The organism is Sorangium sp. So ce1036, assembly GCF_051369805.1.
Lineage (GTDB): Bacteria > Myxococcota_A > Polyangia > Polyangiales > Polyangiaceae > Sorangium > Sorangium cellulosum_F.
In genome coordinates this window covers 2,399,389-2,420,849 of record NZ_JBBMOX010000001.1, presented here as the reverse complement: position 1 = coordinate 2,420,849, position 21,461 = coordinate 2,399,389, and the positions used below count along the sequence as shown (strand labels likewise).

Here is a 21,461-nt window from a genome sequence, read left to right as displayed (position 1 = left end):
TCGGCGGCGCTCATACCGCGCCCGCCGCCGGCGGCGCCGGCTCGCCGAGCAGCTCCGCGCGGAGCGCGCCGGGCATCGCCGCCGCCTCGTCCGGGCGGAGCAGCCCGTCGCCGTGGAAGATCGACGCCGAGAGGCGCCCGCCGAAGCGGCTGAAGATGACCTGGAACCCGGGCGGCGTGACCACGGCGGGCAGCGGGTACGCCGACACCACGGGGAGCCCCGCGAACCGCTCCACCGTGACCGCGCCCGGGTTCGAGACGATCAGCGAGGCGAGCTCGCCGCCGAACGGCTGGTCGCCGAGCCAGCGGTACACCGGCCCGGGGAGCCAGCGGGCGAGGTCGAGCGCCGCCACCATCGCGAGGTCGAGCTTGTCGCGCACCATCGCGCGCTGCTGCTCGGCCAGGGAAGCCACCGCGCGGGCGTCGTCGTAGAGCTCGTCACGGCGCAGCGAGAGCAGCACCATCGTGAGGTGGTTGCCGAAGAGCCGGCGCGCGCCCGCCTTGGGGTCGAGCGACAGCGGGAGCGGGACCACGTGGTGCGGCGGGGCGAAGCCGCGGCGGACGAGCGCCCGATCGGCCAGCCGGGTGGCCGCGATCAGCATGAGGCTCGACTCGGCGAGCCGCGCGCGCTGCCGCACCCGGAGGTCGAAGGCGCGGGTCTCCTCCGCCGAGAGCACGAGCCGGAGGACGCGCGAGGCCGTGGGCCGGACCCCGGGGCAGGCGCGCGCGAGCGAGAGGATGGGCGCGCGGCCGAGCGCGAGCGCGTGCTCCTTGTACGCGCGCGCGAGCGCGAGCCGCGCGTCGCGATCCAGGCCCGAGAGGAGGCGCTCGGGGCTGTCGTGCCGCTCCTGCCGCGGCGGCGCCTCGTCCGGCGCGTCGCCGCTGCCGGAGCCGAGCCAGGCGACGAGCCGATCCGCGCCCCTGCCGTCCGTCAGCGCGTGATGGTGACGGAACACGACGGTGTCCCCGGCCCCCGCCCCGCGCAGGACGTCGATCGCCCACGGCCGCTCCCCGGAGATCCGGTCCGCGAGCAGCGCCTCGACGCGCGCTTCGCGCTCGCGCTCCCCCGACACCTCGATGAGGCGCGGCGCCGGCGCCCGCCGGTGATGATCGACGACCCAGCGCGGCCGCCCCGCCCGCCCGAGCAGGCTGTTGTCGAGCCGGAAGCGGAGCTCGGGCACGTCCCGCGTCGCGCGCTCGAGGCGCGCCGCGAGCCGCGCCATGTCGAGGCGGCCGTCGAGCTCGAGCACGAACAGGCAGTGATTGCCGGCCTGGCCGCGCGATCGCATGGCGCGATCGTTCATGAGGTGAAAGAAGTCGATGCCCCCGAGCAGGACGGTCGATGTCATGATCTCCGCGAAGCGCCGCCGTCAGGTGGAGGCGCCGGCGACCGTAGCAGCCAGACCGGCCGCACGACAGCGCCCGGAAGCCAGGGCCCGCCCGCCCGCGAGCGGGCGGCGAGCGCAGCAATCCACACCGTGATTCGACTATATGGTTAGATTCATCCCGTGAATCTTTCAGCCATCGACGTCAACCTCGTGATCGCGCTCGACGCCTTGCTGCGCGAGCGCAACGTCACGTACGCGGCCCGCCGGATGGGCCTGAGCCAGCCCGCGATGAGCCACGCGCTGACGCGGCTGCGCGAGCTCTTCTCCGACCCGCTGCTCGTGCGGGTCGGCCGGCAGATGGCGCTGTCGCCGCGCGCCGAGGCGATGATCCCGCAGGTCGCGTCGATCATGCAGGAGCTCGCGGGCCTCTTCGGCATGGAGACGCCGCCCTTCGATCCCGCGACGACCCCCCGCGCCTTCCGGATCGCCGCGGCGGAGTACGTGGACCTCGTCCTCCTCTCGAAGCTCAACGCGGCGCTCGCGCAGGGCGGCAAGAACCTCTCGCTCCACCTGCTCCCCCTCGACGCGCGCGCCGCCGACGCGGTCCGGATCGGCGAAGTCGATCTCGCGATCGGCGCCTTCCCGGCGGACGCCCTCCCCTCCGGCGTGAGCCGCGAGGAGCTCTTCGAGGATCGCTTCGTCGGGCTCGCCCGCGCGAGCCACCCGAGGGCGCGGGGGCGCGTCGACCTCGACACCTACGCCGCCCTCGAGCACGTGACCGTCCCCCGGCAGGGCGCGCACGACGGGGTCGCCGACGATCTCATCGCGGCGCGCGGCGTCCAGCGCCGCGCGGTCATGACCGTGTCGCACGTGCTCCTCGTGCCGCACGTGGTCGCGGGCTCGGACCACGTGGCGACGGTGGCCACGCGCATCGGCAGGGCGTTCTCGAGCATGCTGCCGCTCCGCACCTTCGACCTGCCGTTCGAGCTGCCCCCCCTCCAGATCTCGATGCTGTCGAGCACCCGGACCCACAACGAGCCGGCGCAGGCGTGGCTGCGCGGCGTCGTGAACGACGCCGTGGCGCACATGCAGGACGCGGGCCGGCGGAAGCGCGTGTGACGACGCCGCGCCCGGCTCCGGGGAGCCCCCTGCAGGCCCACCCCCCGGAGCCGGGGCTACCGGCCGAGCGCCTCGGCGCGGTTCACGATGCGCGGCGTGAGAAAGATGACGAGCTCGCTGCGGGTGTCGCTCGCGCGGCGCCGCTGGAAGAGCATGCCGAGGATGGGGATGTCCCCGAAGAACGGCACCTGATCGAGGTTGCGGCCGGTGTTGCGGGTGAAGATCCCGCCGATCACCGCCGTGTGCCCGTCCATGATCAGGAGATCGGTCTCCGCCTCGCGCTTCAGGATGGTGGGGTCGCCCCGCGCCGAGGTCTGGTTGAAGTCCGGCTCGTCGCGGTTGATCTTCACGTGCATCGCGACGCTGCCGTCCGACGTGACGTGCGGCCTGACGAGCAGCTGGAGCTTGGCCTCCTGGAACGTCGTCTGCACGCCCTGGGCGCTGATCTGCGAGAACGGGATCAGCGTGCCCTGGCTGATCCGGGCCTCGCGGTTGTCGAGCGTGAGGATGCGCGGGCTCGAGACGATCCGCAGCATGCCGCTCGCCTCGGCCGCGGAGAGCCGGACCGCGAGGTTCACGGTGTTGTTGATCGACCCGAGCGTGAAGCCGAGCGCGCCGCCCTGCCCGGTGCCGACCGTGGCGGGCAGGTTCACCGCGAAGTTCGGGTTCGCGACCTGGTTCGCGAACGGCGAGAGGCCGGCCGTCGGCGTGTTCGAGTCGGACGCGCCGCCGGTGAGGCCGATGGCCGAGGGGAACACGAGCCCGGTCGGGTTGCCCGTCGCCGCGCTGAAGGTGCCGTCGCCGCCCCACTGGATGCCGACGTCGCGCAGGTAGCGGCTCGTCGCCTCCACCACGCGCGCCTCGATCAGGACCTGCGGGGTCTGCGTGTCGAGCGAGCGCACGAGCTCCTCGATCTGGTTCAGGTTGCCCGCGACGTCGCGCGCGATGAGCACGTTGGTGCGCTCGTCGACCGCGAGCGAGCCGCGCGGCGACAGGAGGTCCTTCGAGCGATCCTGGAGGTCCCTCGCGTCCGCGTAGTTGATCGGGATGAGCCGCGTCTCCACGGGGGCGAGCTGGAGCTCGCTCTTGCGCCGCGCGATCGCGAGCTCCCGCTCCTTGTTGAGATCGGCGATCGGGGCGACGCGGATCATGTTGCCCTGCCGGACCATGCCGAGGCCCTTGGCCTGGAGCACCGTCTCGAGCGCCTGGTCCCACGGGACGTTGCGCATCCGGATGGTGACCGTCCCGCTCACGTTGTCGGCGGTCACGATGTTGACCCGCCCGACGTCGGAGATCAGCCGGAGGACGTTGTGGATGTCCGCGTCCTTCAGATCCAGGTCGATGCGCCGCCCCGTGAAGCGCCGCTGCTGCCCGGCGAGCGCGGGCGTGAAGGCGCCGGCCTGGTCGGGCTCGGCGATCGACTCCCGGGCGTCCGTCGCGAGGTGGGGGCCGCGCCCGGCCTCGCCGGGCTCCTCGACCGCCCCCCCGAACGAGGTCTCCACCCGGGGCGCTCCGAGGTCGAGGGGCTCCTCGCGCGCGACCGTGCGCGTCCGCCGCGCCGCGCCCCCGTCGGCGCCGACGCCCGAGAGGCTCGAGGGCAAGGCCCCGCGGGCCACGTTGAGCACGAGCGCGTTGCCCTCGCGCGCGAGCGCGCCCTGCGCGCCCTCGACCTGCTCGACCTCCACGACGACCTTCGAGCCGTCGCTGTTGCGCCGGAACGTCGAGATCGCCCGCACCGGGCCGCCGAAGGCGCCGACGTCGAGCTTGCGCTGCAGGGCGTCGGGGAGCCGGACGCCGCTGAGCTCGATGACGCGGCGGCCGCCCTTGCCGGTCGACTCGCGGTAGCTCGGGATCGACGAGAGCTCGATGATGACCCGATCGAGCGTCGCCTGGTGCTCGAACCGCACGTCGGTGATCGCCGCCGGCTCGCGCGACGGCGCCGCCGCGCCGGGGCCGCTCGGCGCCCGTGGCGCCATGGGCGCGGTCGCGTCCGCGGCCGCGAGCTCGACCAAGAGCGCGCCCTGCTCGGCGTGGATCCGGTAGGCCGCGGGGCGCGCGAGCTGCACGAGCACCCGCGTCGTACGCCGGGCCGCCTCGCCGAACCCCTGGGTCATCACCCCCGCCACGATCGCGTTGCCGCGCGTGATCGCGCCGGGAGCCCCGCGCACCTCGGCGCCCTCGAGGTGGATGAGGAGCCGCTTGCCGCCGTCCGCGACCTGCGCCGAGAAGCGCGGCGCGCCGCTCGTCGCGACCACGATCTCGGCCCTGTCCTCCGCCGGCGCCGTGAGCCTCACGTCGCTGACCTGGATCGGCGCGGCGGCGGATGCGTCTCCCGCAGGAGCGCCGAGGCTCAACATCACCCCGAGCGCCGCGGCACGGCGGAGCGCGCCCCGCTTCGGAAGCGCGCCCCGCTTCGGGCGACAGTCTCGATTGCTCTTCATTGCACTCCCGCTTCGCGGTGACGCGAGATCTGCGTCACGCTGCCGGGAAGCTACTTCGGGTGCCCGACGCGGGCCCAATTCGTGGCGTTCAGGGCGCGCCGAAGGCCGGCGCGTTCGCCTCGCCGAGCGGCCTCAGCGCGATCACGCGCGTGGTCGGCGGGATCTCCGGGTGCGACGGGTCCTCGCGGATGAAGACGACGTCGGAGTCGCGGATGCGATCGACGCGCCAGTTCACGGCGACGTCGACGCCGGTCGGCCCGCCGGAGTGCACGATCTCGGCCTTGCCGACGAAATCGCCCACCTTCACCACCCACCCGAGCCCCGTCGGATCGGTGAGCAGCGCGCGGGCGGGCGCGCGCGAGACCACGCCGACCAGCTTGAGCTCGTCGAGCGCGAAGCGGTCCACGAGGACCTGCCGCTGGATCGTGACCCGCCCCCTGGCCTGCGTCGCGAAGAGCGACTCGAAGCTCCGGAACGGGTCGCGGCTCCTGTCGCTCTCGGTGAAGTCGGCCTCCTGGAACTCGCGGAGCGGCAGCGGCGGCATCTCGGGCGCGCCGGCGTCCGCGGCCGCGCCGGACGCGCCCGGGGCGGCCGCGCGCGGCGGCGAGGAGGTGACCGCGGTCGCGGCCTTGCCGGCCGGCTTCTTCGCGGGGGCGACCGCCGGCTCGTCCTCGCACCCCGCGAGCGCGAGGGCCGCGGTCGCCGCGAGGGCGAGCAGCAGCTTCCTGCCGGCGCTCACCGGACACCTCCGCCGCGCCGCGGCCTCACGCCGCTCGTCGGCGTCTCCCCCGCGCGCACGGCGCGGAACGCGGTGGCGAGGCACTCCACCTCGACCTGCACGTCGCTGCCCTCGACCTTGGGGTTCTTGATCTGGACCTCCTCGAGGTTGATGATGCGGTCGAGCCGCCCCACGCCGTGGAAGAACTTCGCGACCTGGTGGAACTTCCCGGTGAGCGTCAGCTTCATCGGCACCTTGGAGAAGAACTCCTGCGGGATCTCCTCGGTCGGGCTCCACGAGGTCAGGTTGACGCCGGAGACCGTCGCGACGCCCTGGATCGCGGAGAGGAAGGCCGGCGTCTCGGACTCGTCCGGCAGGATCTTCTTCTGCTCGCGGCTCAGCTGCTCGCGCCGCGTCTTCTCGTCGAGATCCTTCTGGTAGGCGGCCTTCGACGCCTGCGCCTTGGTGAGCTCCGCCTGGAGCGACTGCTGCTGCTGCGTGGCGCTCGCGATCTGGGAGTCGACGTCGGCGTAGAAGCCGACGAAGTAGAGGATGCCGACGAGCGCCGCGAAGAGCGCGCCGACCCCGAACTTGGCGAGCGGCGGCAGCCGGTCGAGCGCCGACCCGGCCTGCGCGGGATTGGGCTTCGTGGCCATCAGTACCTCACCTTGAGCTGCAGCGCGAACGAGACGAGCTCGAGCCGCGAGGCCTTCTCGTTCTCCTTCTTCCCCGGGAGCAGCTGCACGTCATAGAAGTACGACGACAGCTTCAGCCGCTGGGCGAGCTCGTAGACGTCGGTGCCGTCGCGCGCGAGCCCCTCGACGCGCACGGTCCGCTCCGACTCCACGTAGCTCGTGAGCCACAGCCGCCGGCTGTCCCACGAGGGGTTGTAGACGGCGAGCGGGTTCTCCTTGCGGAGCTGCGCGAGCTTGTCCGGGTCGGCGGTCGGCCCCTTGCCGTTCGTGAGCAGCTGCGCGAGCTCGATCAGGACCGCCGTCGGCCCGCTCCGCGCCGCCTGGAGCTTCGCGATCGCGTCCTCGCGCGCGCGGAGGACCTCGAGCGACTTCTTGATCTCCTCGTGGTTGGAGACGAGCTTGCGGATGTCCTGGATCTGGCTGTGGAGCAGCGAGTTCTTCCGCGTGTGCTCGGCGAGCTCCTCGACCTTCGTCTGGTGGAAGAGGAAGAGCCCGACGATCTCGAGGATCACGACGCCGAGCGTGACGAGGAGCCACCTCTGGCTCGCCTGGGGCGCGGCCCCCCGCGCGCCGCGCCGCTGCGGGAGCAGGTTGACGCGGATCAAGAGCGCTTCTCCCGGTCCTTGCGCATCGCGAGCCCGAGCGAGACGCAGAACTGCGCCGCCCGGAGCCGGAGCAGCTCCTGGTTGACTTCCTTGGCTTCCACGGTGATGCGCTCCATCGGCTGGATGAGCTCGACGGCGACCCGGGCGCGCCGCCCGATCGCCGCCGGCAGCGCCGGCAGGTTGGACGAGCCGCCGGTCAGGTAGATGCGGTGCATGTCGCCCTCACCGCTCGTGGCCAGGAAGAAGTCGAGCGAGCGCTGGATCTCGCCCGCGATCGAGTCGCACACCTGCTCGATGGTCTCGATGACCTGCGCGGGCACGCCGCCCGGGCCCGAGGTCACGCTGGCGCACTTGAACTCCTCGGCCTGCTCGAAGCTGATGCCGAGCTTCCGCTGGATCTGCTCGGTGATGTAGTTGCCGCCGTTGCCGATGTCGCGGGTGAACGCGCTGGCGCCCCGCGACACGATGTTGATCGACGCCAGGCTCGCGCCGACGTTGATGATCGCGAACGTCTGGTCCGGCGGGATGCCGCGGTTCACCTCGAACAGGTTCTGCACGGTGAACGCGTCGATGTCGACCACCATGGGCTTGAGCTTCGCGGTCCTGGCGATCTGGGTGTAGTCGTTGATCTCGTCGCGCTTGGCGGCGACGAGCAGGAGATCCATCTGCCCGGCCTCGGGGCGGCGGCGCAGGACCTCGTAGTCGACGTGCACGTCCTTGATGTCGAACGGGATGTGCTGCTCGGCCTCCCACTGGATCTGCTCGTCGAGCTCCGCGGCGGTCATCAGCGGGACCGTGATCTTGCGGATGATGACCGCCTGCCCGCTGATGCTGAGCGCGATCTCGCGCTGGCGGATCTTTGCATCCGAGAACGCGCGGCCGAGCGCCTCGACGATGGCCTGCGCGTTCATGATGTGGCCGTCGACGATGGCCTGCGGCGCGAGCGGCGCGTAGCCGAGCCGCACGAGGCCATACCCCTTACGGCTCTCCTTGATCTGAGCGATCTTGATCGCGCTCGATCCGATATCGACCCCGACCAAGTTCTTGCCTTCCGACATCCCGTCCGTCCTGGCCCGCGCCCGCCTTGGTGAAGAGGAGCGGCCGGGCTGCGTTGCCCGGCCCTCGCCGCGCCCGATCCTTCTGGTCGCTTCTGACGAAGCTTCGCACCACCGCCGATCGCGGGGCAAAAAACCGCTTTACGCTCGCCTGGGGCCCGCCTATCGAAGCTCGAACTACGGTGCGGCGCTCCCGGTCCGGCCGGCGGCGCGCGCCAGCCCAGGGTAGCACCGTCCGGGCCTCGGTCGTCGGGCACGGATGACGTCAGGTCAGAGTCCCCCCATGCATCCGGACTTCTCCCGTTTCCGCGGCACCTGCGCCCCGCGCGCCGGCTCCGCGACGCAGTCTCGCCCGCGGTCCCGAGGACGGCGGGTGCTCGCGGCCCTCGCGTCGGCCGTCCTCCTCCTCGCCGCCGCGACCGGCCCGGCGCTCGCCGAGGACGGTCACCACACCGTCTACGCGGGGCAGACGCTCGGCAAGATCGCGAAGCGCTACCGGGTCACGGTCGACGCGCTCCGCGAGGCGAACGGGCTCAAGCGCGGTGAGCCCATCCACCCCGGCGATGTCCTCGTGATCCCCGAGCGGGGCAAGCCCGGCGCGCAGGCCAAGGCCCGGCCGAACCGGCCGGCCGCGCTGCGCCGCGGGCCGGAGCGGAGCCGCGGCTCGAAGGAGCGGGACGCCGAGGTCCGGTCCGCGGGCAGAGGGCCGAGCAAGAAGAAGGTGGCGAAGGCCGAGCCCGCCGCGAAGAACAAGGGCTATGCGAAGCGGCCCAGGCGCCCGGGGTGGGTCCGCCTGGTGCGCGGCACCGAGCGGCTGGAGCTCCGGCTGCTCACGCCGAAGGGGCGCCTCGTGTCCAAGGCCCTCCCCAAGCTCAGCCGGCTGATGCGGGCGTCACCCACCGCCTCGATCCCGATCGACCCGAGGCTCGCCACGCTGATCGGCATGGTGAGCAACCATTTCGGCGGCCGGACCATCCGCATCGTGAGCGGTTACCGCCCCTACTCCCCGACCCAGTACACGCCGCACTCCAACCACAACTTCGGACGTGCCGTCGATTTCATGGTGGAGGGCGTGCCCAACACCGTGGTCCGCGATTTCTGTCGGACGTTTCGCAACGCGGGCGTCGGATACTATCCCAACTCGACCTTTGTTCATCTGGACGTCCGTTCAGAGAAGGTCTACTGGGTGGATTACTCGGGGCCCGGAGAGCCGCCGCGTTACGCTGGGGCGAAGGGCTCTGTCGCCCCCGACGAGGCGGCGCGCGATGTGCCCCTCTCGGCAGAAGAAGAGGTGTACGGGTCAGAGAATACCCGTGCCCCTCAGCCGCAAGCGTCGAATATCACAGTGACAAATCAGGGAACGGGGCCCGGCGGCAACGGGGGGCGGAGGCAGGTGGGGTCAAATGCACCCACCTCGGCCCCCGGCGCTTCCCCGGCGGGAAGATGAACTGCCCAGACCGCTGGCTAGTATCCACACACTGAACATCCGCACCAGACACAATTGCACGGCTCTGCCTTGCACGCTGCGAGAGTTGTGGCACCAATCCACCTCACGTGCAGCAATCGACCCGACTGCAGCGGGAGGAGCTCGCTCCTCCGAGGCCATTCGTCCCGTGTTGTGAGGGGGACGGGTTTGTCCAGCCGGTCCTGCTGGGCACGTCGTGCCCGGTCGTCACGTGCGATCACGACCTGAGTGAGCACGGCTTGAACGACGCCACAGCGTTGCTCTGCGCGCTGCCGGAGCCGGGGTCGGCGCACGCGCGGGATGCATGGGAATCCGTGGAGGCCATGGCGGGCTGCGCGCGCGACGTCTGGGAATCCGCGGAGGCCATGGCGGCCTGCACGCACGATGACTCCTGGGAATGCGCGGAGCCAGGCGGGCGCGTGGACGCGCCGCCGTGCGGCGCCGGCGCGGCCGAGACGGACGGACGGCGCGAGCGCGAGCCGTCGTGCGCCCCGCTCCACCCGGAGGTGCTGAAGGGGTATTTCCCGCTCGTCCGCAAGCTGGTGCGGCAAGTGTCGCGGCACCTGCCGCCCAACGTCCAGCGCGACGACCTGCTCAGCGCCGGGCTGCTCGGGCTCGTCGACTCGCTGCGCAAGAACGGCGGCAGCGACGGCGAGACGTTCGCCGGCTACGCGAAGCTCCGGATCCGCGGCGCGATCGTCGACGAGCTCCGCGCGCAGGACTGGCTCTCCCGGCGGGCGCGCGAGGCGGTCGAGGCCGGCGCCGCGAACAGGTCCTGCGGGACGACCGTCTTCGTGAGCCTGAGCGAGGTGACCCCGACCGAGGAGTCGGCGCACCTGTCCGGGGGGGACGACCCGATCGAGGCGATGTCGGCGCGCGCGACCCGGCGCGCCCTGGTGGGGGCCATCGCGCAGCTCCCGGAGCGCGAGCGGCGCGTGATCGGCATGTACTACTTCGAGGGCGCGAAGCTGAAGGAGATCGGCGCCGTCCTCGGGGTCGGCGAGCCGCGCGTGTCGCAGCTGCACACGCGCGCGCTCGGGATGCTGCGCGGCATGCTCTCCCAGGCCTGACCGCCGGTCAGAAGAGCGCGCCGCCCCTGCGCCTTCGCGCGCTCCACGCCTGACCGCCGGTCAGGGGAGCGCGCCGCCCTTGAGCCTTCGCGCTCGGCCGGGCATGGCGACGCCGACCGCGAAGAGCGCCGTCTCGCCGTACGCCTCCTCGAGGGCGGGGTCGCCGGAGGCCCTGTGCACGAACGCGTTGCGGTGCGCGCCGCGATCGAGCGCGACCACGCGCGCGCAGCCGAGGTCGAGCAGCGCCTCGGTCGTGGCCTCGTCGCTGTCGAACGTCGTCATGGCCGTGACGAGCGCGCCGTCAGGGAGGACGCAGGCCGCGCCACGCCGGCGCATCGTGCCGATCTTGCGCGCCGCCGGCCGCATCGTGCCGTCGTCGGCGGTGAGCGGCAGCTCGGTCGCGTCCATGCCGGGCGCGATCTCGACGCCGCCGGCGGCGTGGATCTCCACCCGGCCGTCGCGGACCACGAGCAAGCCCCCCTCGCCGCGGAAGGGGAGGCCGATCGTGCCGGCCACGGCGAGCCCGTGCGGGCGGCGCCTGCGGCCGGTGCCGACGCCGATCGCCGCGAGCACCCGCTCCCTCTCGTCGGCCGACACCTCGGTCGCGAGCTTCGGCGCCTTGCGCGGCGAGATCTCGCGCGAGCCGGCGCGGAGCCGGAAGACGAAGCGGTCCGGGGCGAAGGTGAAGACGCGGACCCGGGCGCCGAGGTGCACGACGTCGACCGAATGCACGGCCGGGAGCCAGGCGGGGTACGGCTGCGCGGCGCCGTCCGCCGTCCACGACAGCCCGTCCGGCAGCGGCAGGGCGGGGTCCGCCCCGTGCGAGACGAGGTAGATGAAGGCGTCCGGCGACGCGGAGAGGAGGCGCTCGGGCACGAGCGACATGGCGGGCGCGAGGCGCTCGGCGCTCAGGCCGCCGCCGTCGCGCGGGCGCACGAGGGCGACGCCGAGCGGGGACGGCGCCCTGCCCAGCGAGAGGCCCGCGGCGCACCCGCCGCGGCGGAGCGCCATGCCCAGGGTCGCCGCGTCGAGGGCCTCGCCCCAGGCGTGGATCACGAAGCCCCGCTCGGTCATGCACAGCGCGGCGCGCTCGACGAGGAGGTCGTCGTCGTCGCCCGGCGAGAGCGCCGCGCCCCCGCCGGCGTCGAAGAGCGCCGGGCCCTGCCAGAGCGCCCAGAGCGAGTCCGGGATCCCGCCACGCGACGGCCACGCGCCGAAGAACGGCCGACCGCTGCGATCGACGGCGAGCGTCGCGGCCCCCGCGGCCGGAGGCACGAGCGCGCGCCGCTCGACGATCATGCCCAGCGCCCCCGCGCCGCCCGGCGCCCCCGCGCCGCCCGGCGCCCCCGCGCCGCCCGGCGCGGAGCCGGCGGGGCGGGCGCCCAGGCCGATGGCGCCCACGATCCGGGGCAGCGCCCGCCCGGGGATCGTGCCGGTCCCGCGCGGGCCGATCGTCGGGCGCGGCGCCTCGAAGCCCGCCTGGAGGTCGAACCCGATGCGCCGCGTGTCGATGGCGAGCAGGTGGACGCGCCGGCGCGGGTGCTCCGGATCGGGTCGGACGAACGTCGTCGCGAACGCGCTCCCCGCGGGAGGTCGCGCGCCGTCGCCGCCGGCACCGGGAGGGCTTTGCCCGGGCGGCGAGGGCAAGAGGCTCCACACGCCCTCGCCGGGGAGCGGAGGCTCGACCGCGGGCGCCACCGGCGGCGGCGGCCACAGCGAGGGCAGCCCCGGAGGCACGGGCTCCGGAGCGAGCGGGTCGCCCGGGTTCGCGGGCGGAGCGTCGGGCTCCGCGCGGAGCGCCCCGGCCATGCGGCCCGCAGCGAGCGCGAGCCGCTCCACCGCGGCGGCCGCGCCCGGGCCGAGCAGGCGCCCGGCGGACCGCTCGGCGAGTTCCACGAACGACGGCACGCGGCGCGGGACGCGATGCGCGCGGGCGCCGAACGGATCGTTGCCGCCCGTCTCGAGCTGGCCGGTGCTGGCGTCGAGCGCCGCGGGCAGCGCGTCCGGCCCGAGCGCCATGACCAGCGCGTCCTCGACGAGGTCGAGCCGCGCCGTCGAGGGGGGTTTCTCGAACGAGATCTCGGTGCGCGACACGCCGTCCACGGCGCCGGCCTCGAGCCACCCGAAGGCCGCCGCGCGGAGCCGCTCGCCGAGCGGCCGCGCCCGCAGATCCGCGTCGCCGCCGAGGTCGAGCAGCGTGATCCCCTGCACGACGCCGTCGGCGAAGGTGGTCACCGCGACGCGACGGCCACGGGCCACGAGGTCGCGGTCGTCGCCGAGGGGCGTGTCGGTCAGGTTGCGGACACCGTCCAGGCTCACCGGCCGACCGGAGCGGGTGAGCCGCACGCGCGCGCGGTACAGCTCGGCGGCGCCGCGCCCGGCAGGCGCGCCCCCGGCGTCCGGCGCGCCCCCGGCGTCCGGCGCGCCCAGGAACAGCACCCGGCGGCCCAGCAGCGCGTCGTGGAGGAACCCGCCGCGCTCTTCCCAGACGAAATCGTCAGGGCTGACGGCGCCGCCGATGGCGTCCCCGAGCATCCCGGCGATCGCGTCCGTCGTCCGCGCCGGCGGCGCCGGCGTCGCGAGCCGCGCGGCGACCCCGAGCACGACGGCGCCGAGCGCGATCGGGAGCCGGCCGCGCAGATGATCCACCCACGTGGAGAGCGCTCGCCCCGTCATCCCTTTTCCAGCGCGCTCCTTCCACCTTCCGCGCCGGCCTGGACGGCCGCCGCGCGCGGGCGGATCCCGAGGAGCTCGCGCGCGCGGTCGGGATCGACCACCTCGCGGCCGATGCTCCGCGCGTACGCGGCGGCGCGCGCGACGAGCGGCGCGCTCCCCTCGGCGAGCACGCCCTTGTCGAGGTAGATGTTGTCCTCCAGGCCGACCCGGGCGTGCCCGCCGAGCTGCATGGCGAGCTCGGTCATCGGGCGCTGGTGCCGACCGACCGCGGCCACGCCCCAGGTGGACCCGGGCGGGATCTGGCCGATCATGAACCGGAGCACGTCCTCCCGCGCGGCGATGCCGCCGGGCACCCCGAGCACGAACTGGAAGTGGAGCGGCGCCGCGAGGTGCCCCTCGGCGAACAGGCCGAGCGCCTCGTGGATGTGCCCGACCTCGTAGCACTCGAGCTCGGGGACGCTCCCCGCGGCGCGGATCCGCGCGGCCATGTCCCGGATGAGCGGCCGGGTGTTGTCGAAGATCCCGTCGCCGAAGTTGATCGTGCCGCAGTTCAGCGTGGCCATCTCGGGCTTGCAGAGCAGCGGCTGGGCGCGCTCGTCGACGCTCATCCCGACGGCGCCGCCGGTCGACGTCTGGACGATGACGTCCGTCTTCTCGTAGATCGCGGCGATGGCCTCCTCGAACAGCGCGCGCGACTGGCTCGGCGACCCGTCCGGGTTCCGGACGTGCAGGTGGATCACCGCGGCGCCCGCGTCGCGGCAGCGCGCCGCCTCGTCCGCGAGCTCGCGCGCGGTGACGGGCAGGTGGGGCGTCTGCGCCCGGGTCGTCTCGGCGCCGACGATCGCCGCCGTGAGGATCAGCGCGCTGTCCGGCGGCGTGACGATGATCCGCGGGGGCGGCGTGATGATCGGCCGCGGCTCCGGGAGCTGCGCGTGGTCCGGCGGCGGCGCCGACAGGGCCGGCAGCACGAGGCGCGGCCGACGCTGAAGCTCCTTCGGGACGACGCAGGTGCCGAGCGCCCGGCAGACGATGATCGGCTCGGCCAGCGCGTCCGCCGCCGAGGGGGCGACGCCGCCTTCGCGGACGCTGGCGACGACCTTGCGCGCCTCGAACGCCATGGCGCGCGACGTGGCGCCGACCTTCGTGATCACCCCCGTCGCCTCGATGAAGTCGCCTGCTCGGACCGGGGCGAGGAACTCGACCGCCTCGTACGCACGGAAGAGCCCCTCGTCGCCGTCCAGGCGGATGAGGAGCTCGGTGGCGACGTCGCCGAAGAGCGCGAGAATACGCGCGCCATCGCACAGCTCCCCCGCATAATGTGCGTCGTGCGCGCCCATCCTGACGCGCAGCGTGACCGTGAGACCAACCCCAGTGCTCATGGGTGCGAAGACTCAACAGTCGACAGTCGGTAGTCAACAAGGGAAACTCCCCCCGCTGATGAACCTCGTAGAAGCAAGAAATCTCCCGCGGCACGTCGGAATCATCATGGATGGCAACGGCCGCTGGGCGGAGCTGCGCGGCGAGCCGCGCGAGGCCGGGCACAAGGCCGGCAGCGCCGCCGTGCGGCGGATCGTGCGCGCCTGCCGGAAGCTCGGCGTGGAGGCGCTGACGCTGTACGCGTTCAGCGAGCAGAACTGGGCGCGCCCGCGCGGCGAGGTCGACGCGCTCATGGGGCTCCTGCGCGAGTTCCTGATGAGCGAGCGCGGTGAGATCCTCGACAACGACATCCGCCTCGTGGCCATCGGCGACATCAGCCGGCTCCCCGAGGTCGTGCGCGAGGTGCTCGACCCGCTCCGCACGGCGTCCGCCGAGAACACGAAGATGACGCTCGCGCTGGCGCTCTCCTACGGGGCGCGCGAGGAGATCGCCGCCGCGGCGCGCGAGCTCGCGAAGGAGGCGGTCGCCGGGAAGCTCGATCCGGAGGCGATCGACGGGGCGCTGCTCGCGGCCCGGCTGCCGAGCCAGAGCGTGGGCGAGCCGGATCTCATCCTCCGCACCGGCGGCGAGCAGCGGCTCTCGAACTTCCTGCTCTACGGGGCCGCGTACGCCGAGCTCTCGTTCACCGAGCGGCTGTGGCCGGACTTCACCGAGGACGACCTCTTCGCGGCCATCGCGGCCTACCAGCAGCGCCTGCGCGACGCCGGGCCCGCGGACAGGGCGCAGGGCGACGCGGCCCGCGCGAACGGCGCGCCCGATGCGGATCGGCCGTGGCGCGCGCGCGAGCTCGCCGCGCACGACGGCCCGAGGACGGGGGTCTGACGCTTGCTCGCCTCGAACCTCGCGACGCGGGTGCTCACCGCGCTCGTGGCCGCTCCCCTCCTCCTCGCGCTGCTCTACCTCGGACCGAGCTGGGGCTGGGCCGCGCTCGTCGCGGTCGCCGCCGCCATCGGCGCGCTGGAGTTCTTCTCGATGACCCACGCGGACGACCGCGTCGGGCGGCTCGCCGGCGTCGCGCTCACGCTCGTCGTCCTCGGCGTGATCGTGGGCTTCGGGCGCTCGCCGGCCGCGCTCCTCGCGCTGATCTTCCTGCTCCCCTTCGCCGCGATGCTGCTCACGCTGATGCGCCTCGGCGACATGCGCACCGCGGCCCTGCGCGTGCTGGCGGCCACCTTCGGCCCGCTCTACGTGGGCGGCGGGCTCGGCGCGCTGGCGCTCCTCCGGCGCGACGCCGGCGCCGACGGCCCCTCGTTCGTGGTGCTGGCCCTGCTGCTCTCCTGGTTCTCCGACACGGGCGCCTACTTCGCCGGCCGCTTCCTCGGCAAGCGCAAGCTCTACGAGGCCGTGAGCCCCAAGAAGACCGTCGAGGGCGCGCTCGGCGGCCTGCTCTTCGCGGTGCTCGGGGCGCTGCTCGCCCATGTCTGGTTCCTCCGGTCGCTGCCCCTCGTCGATGGGCTCGCCCTCGCGATCGTCGCGGGCGGCCTGGGCCAGGCAGGAGACCTCGGGGAGTCCTTGTTCAAGCGCTCCTTCGGCATCAAGGACTCCGGCGGGATCGTGCCGGGCCACGGGGGCATCCTCGACCGGGTCGACGCCCTGCTCGTCACCGGGACGATCACGTACCTGTACGTCCTCTGGTCCAGATCGTGAGCCGCGGCCTGCGGCGCGCGGCGCACGGGCCGACGTCGTCGGGCTGCCCGCACGCCGCGCGCCCAGGCTGAGGCCCCGCGCCCCCCACGCGGCCACGCCGGCGCCGGCGCGACGCCGCGTCGCCGGCGTAACGCGATGTCCCGATCTCGCCGACTCGCGACAACGCAGCGCGCAATCCCCGTGCGAGCGAATCCGCGCGCGCTCGAACCGACATTGAACCGGGGGTCGACCCGGACTAAAAAACTACAGAACCATGGAAGAACAACTCAGCACCAAACCCGCAGCGCCGCCGGTGAGCGTGCCTCCCGCTCCCGGTCAGAAGCCCAAATACGAGTTCTTCAAGGTCGTCCAGGGTTATCTCGACGAGGCGGCCCGCCTGATCGAGGTGCCCGGTTACATCACCACGATCCTGAGTCAGCCCAAGAACGAGATCATCGTCAATTTCCCGGTGCGGATGGATGACGGCAGCATCCGGCTCTTCAAGGGCTACCGGATCCAGCACAACAACCTGCTCGGGCCCTTCAAGGGCGGTATTCGCTACCACGAGACCGTGACGCTCGACGACCTCAAGGCGCTCGCGGCGATGATGACGTGGAAATGCGCGCTCATGAACCTGCCGCTCGGCGGCGGCAAGGGAGGCATCAAGTTCAACCCGAACGCGGTCTCGCGCGCCGAGCTCCAGCGGATCACGCGCCGCTTCTTCCATGCGCTCGGCGCGAACATCGGCCCCGAGACGGATATCCCCGCTCCCGACGTCGGCACGGACGCGAAGACCATGGCGTGGGCCATGGACACGTACATGAACACGGTCGGCCAGCTCTTCAAGCAAGCGGTGAAGGGGGTCGTGACCGGAAAGCCGGTGGCGTCCGGCGGGACGCACGGGCGCGAGAAGGCCACGGGACAGGGGGTCGTCCACTGCATCACCGAGTGGGCCGAGGAGCACGACGTGAACCTCGGCGGCGCGACGCTGCTCGTGCAGGGGTTCGGCAACGTCGGCTCCAACACCGCGGTGCTCCTGTCCAAGCTGGGCGCCTCGACCATCGCCGTCGGTGACCACACGGGGTATCTGTACAATCCCGAGGGGTTCAATCCGCACAAGCTGCAAGACTATGTGAGGAAGCACCGCTCGATCGCCGGTTATCCGGCCGGCAAGCCGATCAGCCGCGAGGAGTTCTTCCGGCTCAAGGCGGACATCTTCATCCCGGCGGCGCTGGAGAACCAGGTCGGCCCGGAGGAGGCGAGCTCGCTCCAGGTCCGGCTCGTGGCCGAGGGGGCCAACGGGCCCTGCTCGCCCGAGGGCGAGAGGGTCCTCTTGGAGCGCGGGATCGACATCCTGCCGGACGTGCTCGCCAACTCGGGCGGCGTCACGGTGAGCTACTACGAGTGGGTGCAGAACAAGCGCTCGGAGACGTGGACGCTCGAGGAGGTCGACGCCCGGCTCGAGAAGGCGATGAAGCGGGCCTACCGCGAGGTGGCCGAGATGGCGCGGCAGAAGAAGTGCACGCTGCGCATCGCGGCCTACGCCGTGGCGCTGCAGCGGCTCGCGGCCGTCTACGGCGAGCGCGAGATCTTCCCCTGAGCCAGAGGATCGAGCGTCGTCGTGGGAGGGGCGTCGGCCCCCTCCCCCCGAGCGTTCACGACGGGCGCGCGGCCTTCCCCCCCGGCGCCGGCCTGTCGCCGGCCCCCGGCGCCGCGCCGGGGGCCCGCGTGATCTCCGCCGCCCGGCCGGCGACCTGGAGCGCCTGACCCACGACGGCGTGCTTGTACTTGACGTAGCCGAGCGCGATCACCCGCGGCCCGCGCGGATCGGCGACCCGGCTCGTGACGGCGCCGACCGCCGCGCCGCCGGGCAGCGCGATCTCGGCGCCCGGGGGCACGTCGTCCTCGCCCTCGACGGCGAGTTGCACCAGCCGCTTCTTCGCGTGGCCGCGCATCTGGAGCATGAACACCGTCTCCTGCCCCAGGTAGCAGCCCTTGTTGAACGAGACGGCGCGCGCCTCCAGCGAGGCCTCCTGCGGGAAGTGCTGGTCGTCGAAATCGACCCCGAACCGCGGGACGTTGTTCTCGACGCGGAGCACCTCCCACGCCGCGTCGGTCGTGGCGAGGACCGGGCCGGCCCCGCCCGCGGCGAGCAGCGCCGCGAGGACCGCGCCCTCGGCCTGCCGCGGCGCGACGAAGAGCGCGCCGCCGAGGCCCGTCCAGTCGACGATCGCGGCGTCGGCGCCGGCCGCGCGCCCCGCCGCCACCAGGTCGGCCGACCGCGGGCCGTGGGCGAAGATCCAGCCGTGCTCGTCGGAGGCGTCCCGGATCTCGGCGTCCTCCATGATGAGGTAGCGCTCGAACGTCTCGCGGAGCTGCCCGATGCGATCCCGCCGCGCGCCCACATGGATGCGGCCCTCCGCGATCACGATCCACACCTCGGCGAAGATCTTCCCCGTCTTCACCACGTTGAGCCCGTACGCCCCGCCGGCGGGGGGCTCCGCCCTCCCCCCGGCAGGCAGCGGCTTCTGCGGCGCCAGATCGCAGGTGACCAGGCCGTTCAGCCAGCTCTGTCGGTCCGATCCGGTGACGACCAGCGTCCCGAGCTCGGTCACGGGCTGCACGAGCGCCCCTTCACGGAGCGCGCGCCGCTGCTCATCCAGTTCGTGGGTCGAGTCCATCGGATCCGGATCGTGGAGGCAGAAGCCCGGTCCGTCGAGGGGGGAGCGCGACGTTCCGGCGGGCCGCGGCGCCCCCTGGCCCGCCCGCGCTCAGGGATCGACCTCGGCGACGAGCGCCGGGAAATCGGCCGACGTGTGGACGGCCGGCGCGACGATCGCCGCGTCGACGTGGCCCACGAGGCGGCGGAGCGCGTCGGCGTCGGCCGAGACCACCTCGGCGACGACCGTGAGCGCCCTCGGGAGCGCCCCGGCCGTCGCGATCACCGCCTCGGCCGAGTCGCCCCGGACCAGCACCGCGCGCGCGCCGACCTTCACGGCGGCCGCGGCGCCCTCCGGGCTCTCGGCCAGCGCGAGCGGCAGCATGCGCATCGTCCTCGCCCCCTTCGCGAGGCGGTCCCAGTCGTCGAGCGGCAGCAGCGCGTCGATGCACACCCCGTCCGCCCCGTGGAAGCGGGCCGAGAGCGCGCCGTCGCGATCGCTCACCCGCGACAGGCACAGCGACGGAACGGTCCTCGTCGCGCCCGCCGCCCGCTGCATGACAGGCCCCGCCCCGGCAAAGGCGAGCGCGGAGATGTTGAGCTCATGGAGCCGCGCCGCGTCCTCCGCGGGCGCCTCCGAGTCGATGAGCCCGACCAGAGCCATGTTCTTCCTGCGGGTGGAGATCACCTGAAGAAGATCGCGTGTGGACGGGACGATCGATCCCGCGTCGAAATCCGGCATGGTGAGAGGGCCGGTAGACGAGCCGAACGCGAGGGTCAAGCGAGGGATCGCGCGATCTCCTCTCCGGGCCAGGGTCGAGAATTTTCGGCGGTGATGTCCTGCACGCTCGTCCACACCGCTGTCCTGTCGCCGCCGCGGCGAGCTCGGCGTTCGTGGCGAAGCGCGGATGCAGGGTCGATCCTGTGTCGATGGATACGAGCCGGGCGCGCATCACGTCGCGCATTGCATCGATGGGCGCGCCCGGCTGCGCGGATTCCACCGAGGGCGACGATCGCCATCGCCCGAGGGGATGGGCGCATCGGGGCGGGAGCGAGCTCAGCGCTGCCGGAGACGCGCGGCGCTCGCGGATCGAGGTGCACCTCATCACCGCAGGCGCTCATGCCTCGGGAGATCGTGCCTCGGGAGACACGCACACGCACACGCGCACGCACAGCGCATCGTAATTTGACGTGTTGCCCGGCGTCGCGTAATCCAGTTCTCCATGTCAGGCAGTCGTGGTCTTCGCTGGCCTGCGGCGCTCGCGCTCGGCGGGTCGTTGCTGGGACTCTCGTTCAGCGCCTCGTCGACGCTCGATTACATCCGGCACCTCGACCGGCAGGTCCACGACCTGCATTGCAGCTTCATTCCCGGCCTCACCGCGCAGCAGGGCGCCGACAGCGCCTGCCGCGTGGCCATGTACAGCCCCTACTCCGCCCTGCTCCGCGAGAGCTTCTGGGGCGGTATCCCGATCTCGCTGTTCGCCCTCGGCGCGTTCGCGTTCTTCGCGGCGTTCGCGCTCTACGTGCTGCTCGCGGATCGGCACGCGCCGCGGCGCGCGGCGCACTTCCTGTTCGTCGCCGGCCTGACCCCGCTCGCCGTGTCGCTCCTGATGGCGCTCATCTCGGCGGTGCGCCTCGGGGTGTTCTGCAAGACGTGCGTCGGCATGTACATCTCGTCGGCGCTGCTCGCCGCCGGCGGCGTCTGGGCGTTCCTCGAGGACCGCCGGGAAGCGCGCGCCGCGGCGTGGTCCAGCGCGACGCCGCGCCCGGCCGGGGCGGTCGGGGTGGGGCCCACGGTGCCCATGGCCCCGCTCGGCGTCGCCGGGCCGGGCGGGGCGGCCGCCGCGCCCGCCGCGCAGGGCCGCCGCCCGATGGGCTCGTGGCTGCTCCTGCCGCCCTGGCTCGTCGCGCTCGGCGTGGCCGCGGTGACGCCGGCGCTGCTCTACGCGAGCGCGCTGCCGAGCTACGACCGCTACATGACCGGCTGCGGCAAGCTGGAGAAGCCGACCGAGCCGAACGGCGCGCTGCTCCACGTGAAGCAGGCGGGCGCGGTGCAGCCGGCGACGATCTTCGTCGATCCGCTCTGCCCGACGTGCAAGGCGTTCCACCAGCGGCTCGTGGCCGAGGGGGTGTTCGAGAAGCTCGACGCCACGCTGGTGCTCTTCCCGCTCGACAGCGAGTGCAACTGGATGCTCAGCCAGCCCGTGCACCCGGGCGCGTGCCTCGTGTCGAAGGCCATCCTCTGCGCCGATCACCGGGCGCTCGACGTCCTCGAGTGGGCCTACGACAACCAGGAGAGCCTGCTCGAGGGCGCCCGGGCGGGGGCGGGCGCCGCCAACGTGCAGGCGGCGATCCGGCAGCGCTGGCCGGGGTTCGACGCCTGCATGGAGTCGAAGGCCACGACGCTGCGGCTGAACCGGATGCTCCGCTACATCGTGGACAACAAGCTGCCCGTCTCGACGCCGCAGATGTTCCTCGGTGAGACGCGGCTCTGTGACGAGGACACGGACATCGGGCTCCCGTACGCCATACGGCGGCTCGCGCCGGCCCTCCGGACGAGGTGAGGTG

The 21,461-nt window shown here is 73.1% G+C and carries 17 protein-coding genes; 7 read left to right on the top strand and 10 right to left on the bottom strand.

Features of this window, described 5'->3' with window-relative positions; all coding sequences use genetic code 11:
• Positions 1–10 precede the first annotated feature (10 nt).
• On the bottom strand, positions 11–1,348 hold the full coding sequence (locus WMF31_RS09230; RefSeq protein WP_436601576.1) for a wax ester/triacylglycerol synthase domain-containing protein: 1,338 nt from the start codon (positions 1,346–1,348) through the stop codon (positions 11–13).
• A 159-nt stretch (positions 1,349–1,507) separates the two neighbouring features.
• Here WMF31_RS09230 and WMF31_RS09225 point away from each other — a divergent pair, with 159 nt between their 5' ends.
• Positions 1,508–2,446: a LysR family transcriptional regulator gene (locus tag WMF31_RS09225; protein ID WP_436601575.1), complete on the top strand. Its 939-nt coding sequence runs from the start codon at positions 1,508–1,510 to the stop codon at positions 2,444–2,446.
• 56 nt (positions 2,447–2,502) lie between these two features.
• Here the strand turns inward: WMF31_RS09225 and WMF31_RS09220 are convergent, their stop codons facing one another.
• The 5 genes from WMF31_RS09220 to pilM all read right to left on the bottom strand — a co-directional run bounded on the left by WMF31_RS09220 (position 2,503) and on the right by pilM (position 7,963).
• Positions 2,503–4,887 carry a type IV pilus secretin PilQ gene (locus WMF31_RS09220; RefSeq protein WP_436601574.1) on the bottom strand — a complete coding sequence of 795 codons (2,385 nt, stop codon included), beginning with the start codon at positions 4,885–4,887 and terminating at the stop codon, positions 2,503–2,505.
• Positions 4,888–4,975: 88 nt separating this feature from the next.
• Positions 4,976–5,626 carry a pilus assembly protein PilP gene (locus WMF31_RS09215; protein WP_436601573.1) on the bottom strand — a complete coding sequence of 217 codons (651 nt, stop codon included), beginning with the start codon at positions 5,624–5,626 and terminating at the stop codon, positions 4,976–4,978.
• The gene (locus WMF31_RS09210) at positions 5,623–6,261 is read right to left on the bottom strand and encodes a type 4a pilus biogenesis protein PilO (RefSeq protein ID WP_436601572.1); all 639 of its coding nucleotides are present in this window, start codon (positions 6,259–6,261) and stop codon (positions 5,623–5,625) included. Before WMF31_RS09210 ends, WMF31_RS09215 begins: the two co-directional genes overlap by 4 nt.
• A complete protein-coding gene (locus tag WMF31_RS09205; protein ID WP_436601571.1) occupies positions 6,261–6,905 on the bottom strand; it encodes a PilN domain-containing protein in 645 nt (214 codons plus the stop codon). The genes WMF31_RS09210 and WMF31_RS09205 overlap by 1 nt, the downstream gene beginning before the upstream one ends.
• A complete protein-coding gene (gene pilM, locus WMF31_RS09200; protein ID WP_129351754.1) occupies positions 6,902–7,963 on the bottom strand; it encodes a type IV pilus assembly protein PilM in 1,062 nt (353 codons plus the stop codon). Before pilM ends, WMF31_RS09205 begins: the two co-directional genes overlap by 4 nt.
• A 370-nt stretch (positions 7,964–8,333) precedes the next feature.
• Between pilM and WMF31_RS09195 the strand changes: the two genes are divergently transcribed.
• Together WMF31_RS09195 and WMF31_RS09190 are read left to right on the top strand one after the other, a co-directional pair.
• Positions 8,334–9,407 carry a DUF882 domain-containing protein gene (locus WMF31_RS09195; protein WP_436601570.1) on the top strand — a complete coding sequence of 358 codons (1,074 nt, stop codon included), beginning with the start codon at positions 8,334–8,336 and terminating at the stop codon, positions 9,405–9,407.
• 257 nt (positions 9,408–9,664) lie between these two features.
• A complete protein-coding gene (locus WMF31_RS09190; protein WP_436601569.1) occupies positions 9,665–10,495 on the top strand; it encodes a sigma-70 family RNA polymerase sigma factor in 831 nt (276 codons plus the stop codon).
• A gap of 60 nt (positions 10,496–10,555) precedes the next feature.
• Here WMF31_RS09190 and WMF31_RS09185 read toward each other — a convergent pair whose 3' ends face one another.
• Both WMF31_RS09185 and WMF31_RS09180 read right to left on the bottom strand, forming a co-directional pair.
• Complete coding sequence (locus tag WMF31_RS09185; RefSeq protein WP_436601568.1) at positions 10,556–13,171, bottom strand: hypothetical protein; 2,616 nt, start codon at positions 13,169–13,171, stop codon at positions 10,556–10,558.
• Complete coding sequence (locus WMF31_RS09180; RefSeq protein ID WP_436601567.1) at positions 13,168–14,550, bottom strand: 3-keto-5-aminohexanoate cleavage protein; 1,383 nt, start codon at positions 14,548–14,550, stop codon at positions 13,168–13,170. Before WMF31_RS09180 ends, WMF31_RS09185 begins: the two co-directional genes overlap by 4 nt.
• 58 nt (positions 14,551–14,608) lie before the next feature.
• Here WMF31_RS09180 and uppS point away from each other — a divergent pair, with 58 nt between their 5' ends.
• The 3 genes from uppS to WMF31_RS09165 all read left to right on the top strand — a co-directional run bounded on the left by uppS (position 14,609) and on the right by WMF31_RS09165 (position 17,834).
• Positions 14,609–15,430 carry a polyprenyl diphosphate synthase gene (gene uppS / locus WMF31_RS09175; protein ID WP_436601566.1) on the top strand — a complete coding sequence of 274 codons (822 nt, stop codon included), beginning with the start codon at positions 14,609–14,611 and terminating at the stop codon, positions 15,428–15,430.
• Positions 15,431–15,433: 3 nt separating this feature from the next.
• Positions 15,434–16,255, top strand: coding sequence for a phosphatidate cytidylyltransferase (locus tag WMF31_RS09170; protein WP_436601565.1), 822 nt, complete (start codon positions 15,434–15,436; stop codon positions 16,253–16,255).
• A gap of 253 nt (positions 16,256–16,508) precedes the next feature.
• Positions 16,509–17,834, top strand: a complete 1,326-nt coding sequence (locus tag WMF31_RS09165; RefSeq protein ID WP_436601564.1) for a Glu/Leu/Phe/Val family dehydrogenase — start codon at positions 16,509–16,511, stop codon at positions 17,832–17,834.
• 55 nt (positions 17,835–17,889) lie between these two features.
• Here the strand turns inward: WMF31_RS09165 and ygfZ are convergent, their stop codons facing one another.
• Both ygfZ and WMF31_RS09155 read right to left on the bottom strand, forming a co-directional pair.
• The gene (ygfZ, locus tag WMF31_RS09160) at positions 17,890–18,915 is read right to left on the bottom strand and encodes a CAF17-like 4Fe-4S cluster assembly/insertion protein YgfZ (RefSeq protein WP_436601563.1); all 1,026 of its coding nucleotides are present in this window, start codon (positions 18,913–18,915) and stop codon (positions 17,890–17,892) included.
• A gap of 90 nt (positions 18,916–19,005) precedes the next feature.
• A complete protein-coding gene (locus tag WMF31_RS09155; RefSeq protein ID WP_436601562.1) occupies positions 19,006–19,635 on the bottom strand; it encodes a hypothetical protein in 630 nt (209 codons plus the stop codon).
• Between the two features lie 481 nt (positions 19,636–20,116).
• On the opposite strand from WMF31_RS09155, the gene WMF31_RS09150 reads away from it, so the two are divergent.
• Complete coding sequence (locus tag WMF31_RS09150) at positions 20,117–21,457, top strand: vitamin K epoxide reductase family protein (RefSeq protein WP_436601561.1); 1,341 nt, start codon at positions 20,117–20,119, stop codon at positions 21,455–21,457.
• The last annotated feature ends 4 nt before the right edge of the window (positions 21,458–21,461 follow it).

Bases quoted from the DNA above. Each gene is read 5' to 3' on its own strand.
- WMF31_RS09230 (WP_436601576.1), bottom strand. From the start codon at position 1,348: ATGACATCGACCGTCCTGCTCGGGGGCATCGACTTCTTTCACCTCATG.
- WMF31_RS09220 (WP_436601574.1), bottom strand. From the start codon at position 4,887: ATGAAGAGCAATCGAGACTGTCGCCCGAAGCGGGGCGCGCTTCCGAAG.
- WMF31_RS09210 (WP_436601572.1), bottom strand. From the start codon at position 6,261: ATGGCCACGAAGCCCAATCCCGCGCAGGCCGGGTCGGCGCTCGACCGG.
- pilM (WP_129351754.1), bottom strand. From the start codon at position 7,963: ATGTCGGAAGGCAAGAACTTGGTCGGGGTCGATATCGGATCGAGCGCG.
- WMF31_RS09185 (WP_436601568.1), bottom strand. From the start codon at position 13,171: ATGACGGGGCGAGCGCTCTCCACGTGGGTGGATCATCTGCGCGGCCGG.
- WMF31_RS09180 (WP_436601567.1), bottom strand. From the start codon at position 14,550: ATGAGCACTGGGGTTGGTCTCACGGTCACGCTGCGCGTCAGGATGGGC.
- uppS (WP_436601566.1), top strand. From the start codon at position 14,609: ATGAACCTCGTAGAAGCAAGAAATCTCCCGCGGCACGTCGGAATCATC.
- WMF31_RS09165 (WP_436601564.1), top strand. From the start codon at position 16,509: ATGGAAGAACAACTCAGCACCAAACCCGCAGCGCCGCCGGTGAGCGTG.
- ygfZ (WP_436601563.1), bottom strand. From the start codon at position 18,915: ATGGACTCGACCCACGAACTGGATGAGCAGCGGCGCGCGCTCCGTGAA.
- WMF31_RS09155 (WP_436601562.1), bottom strand. From the start codon at position 19,635: ATGCCGGATTTCGACGCGGGATCGATCGTCCCGTCCACACGCGATCTT.
- WMF31_RS09150 (WP_436601561.1), top strand. From the start codon at position 20,117: ATGTCAGGCAGTCGTGGTCTTCGCTGGCCTGCGGCGCTCGCGCTCGGC.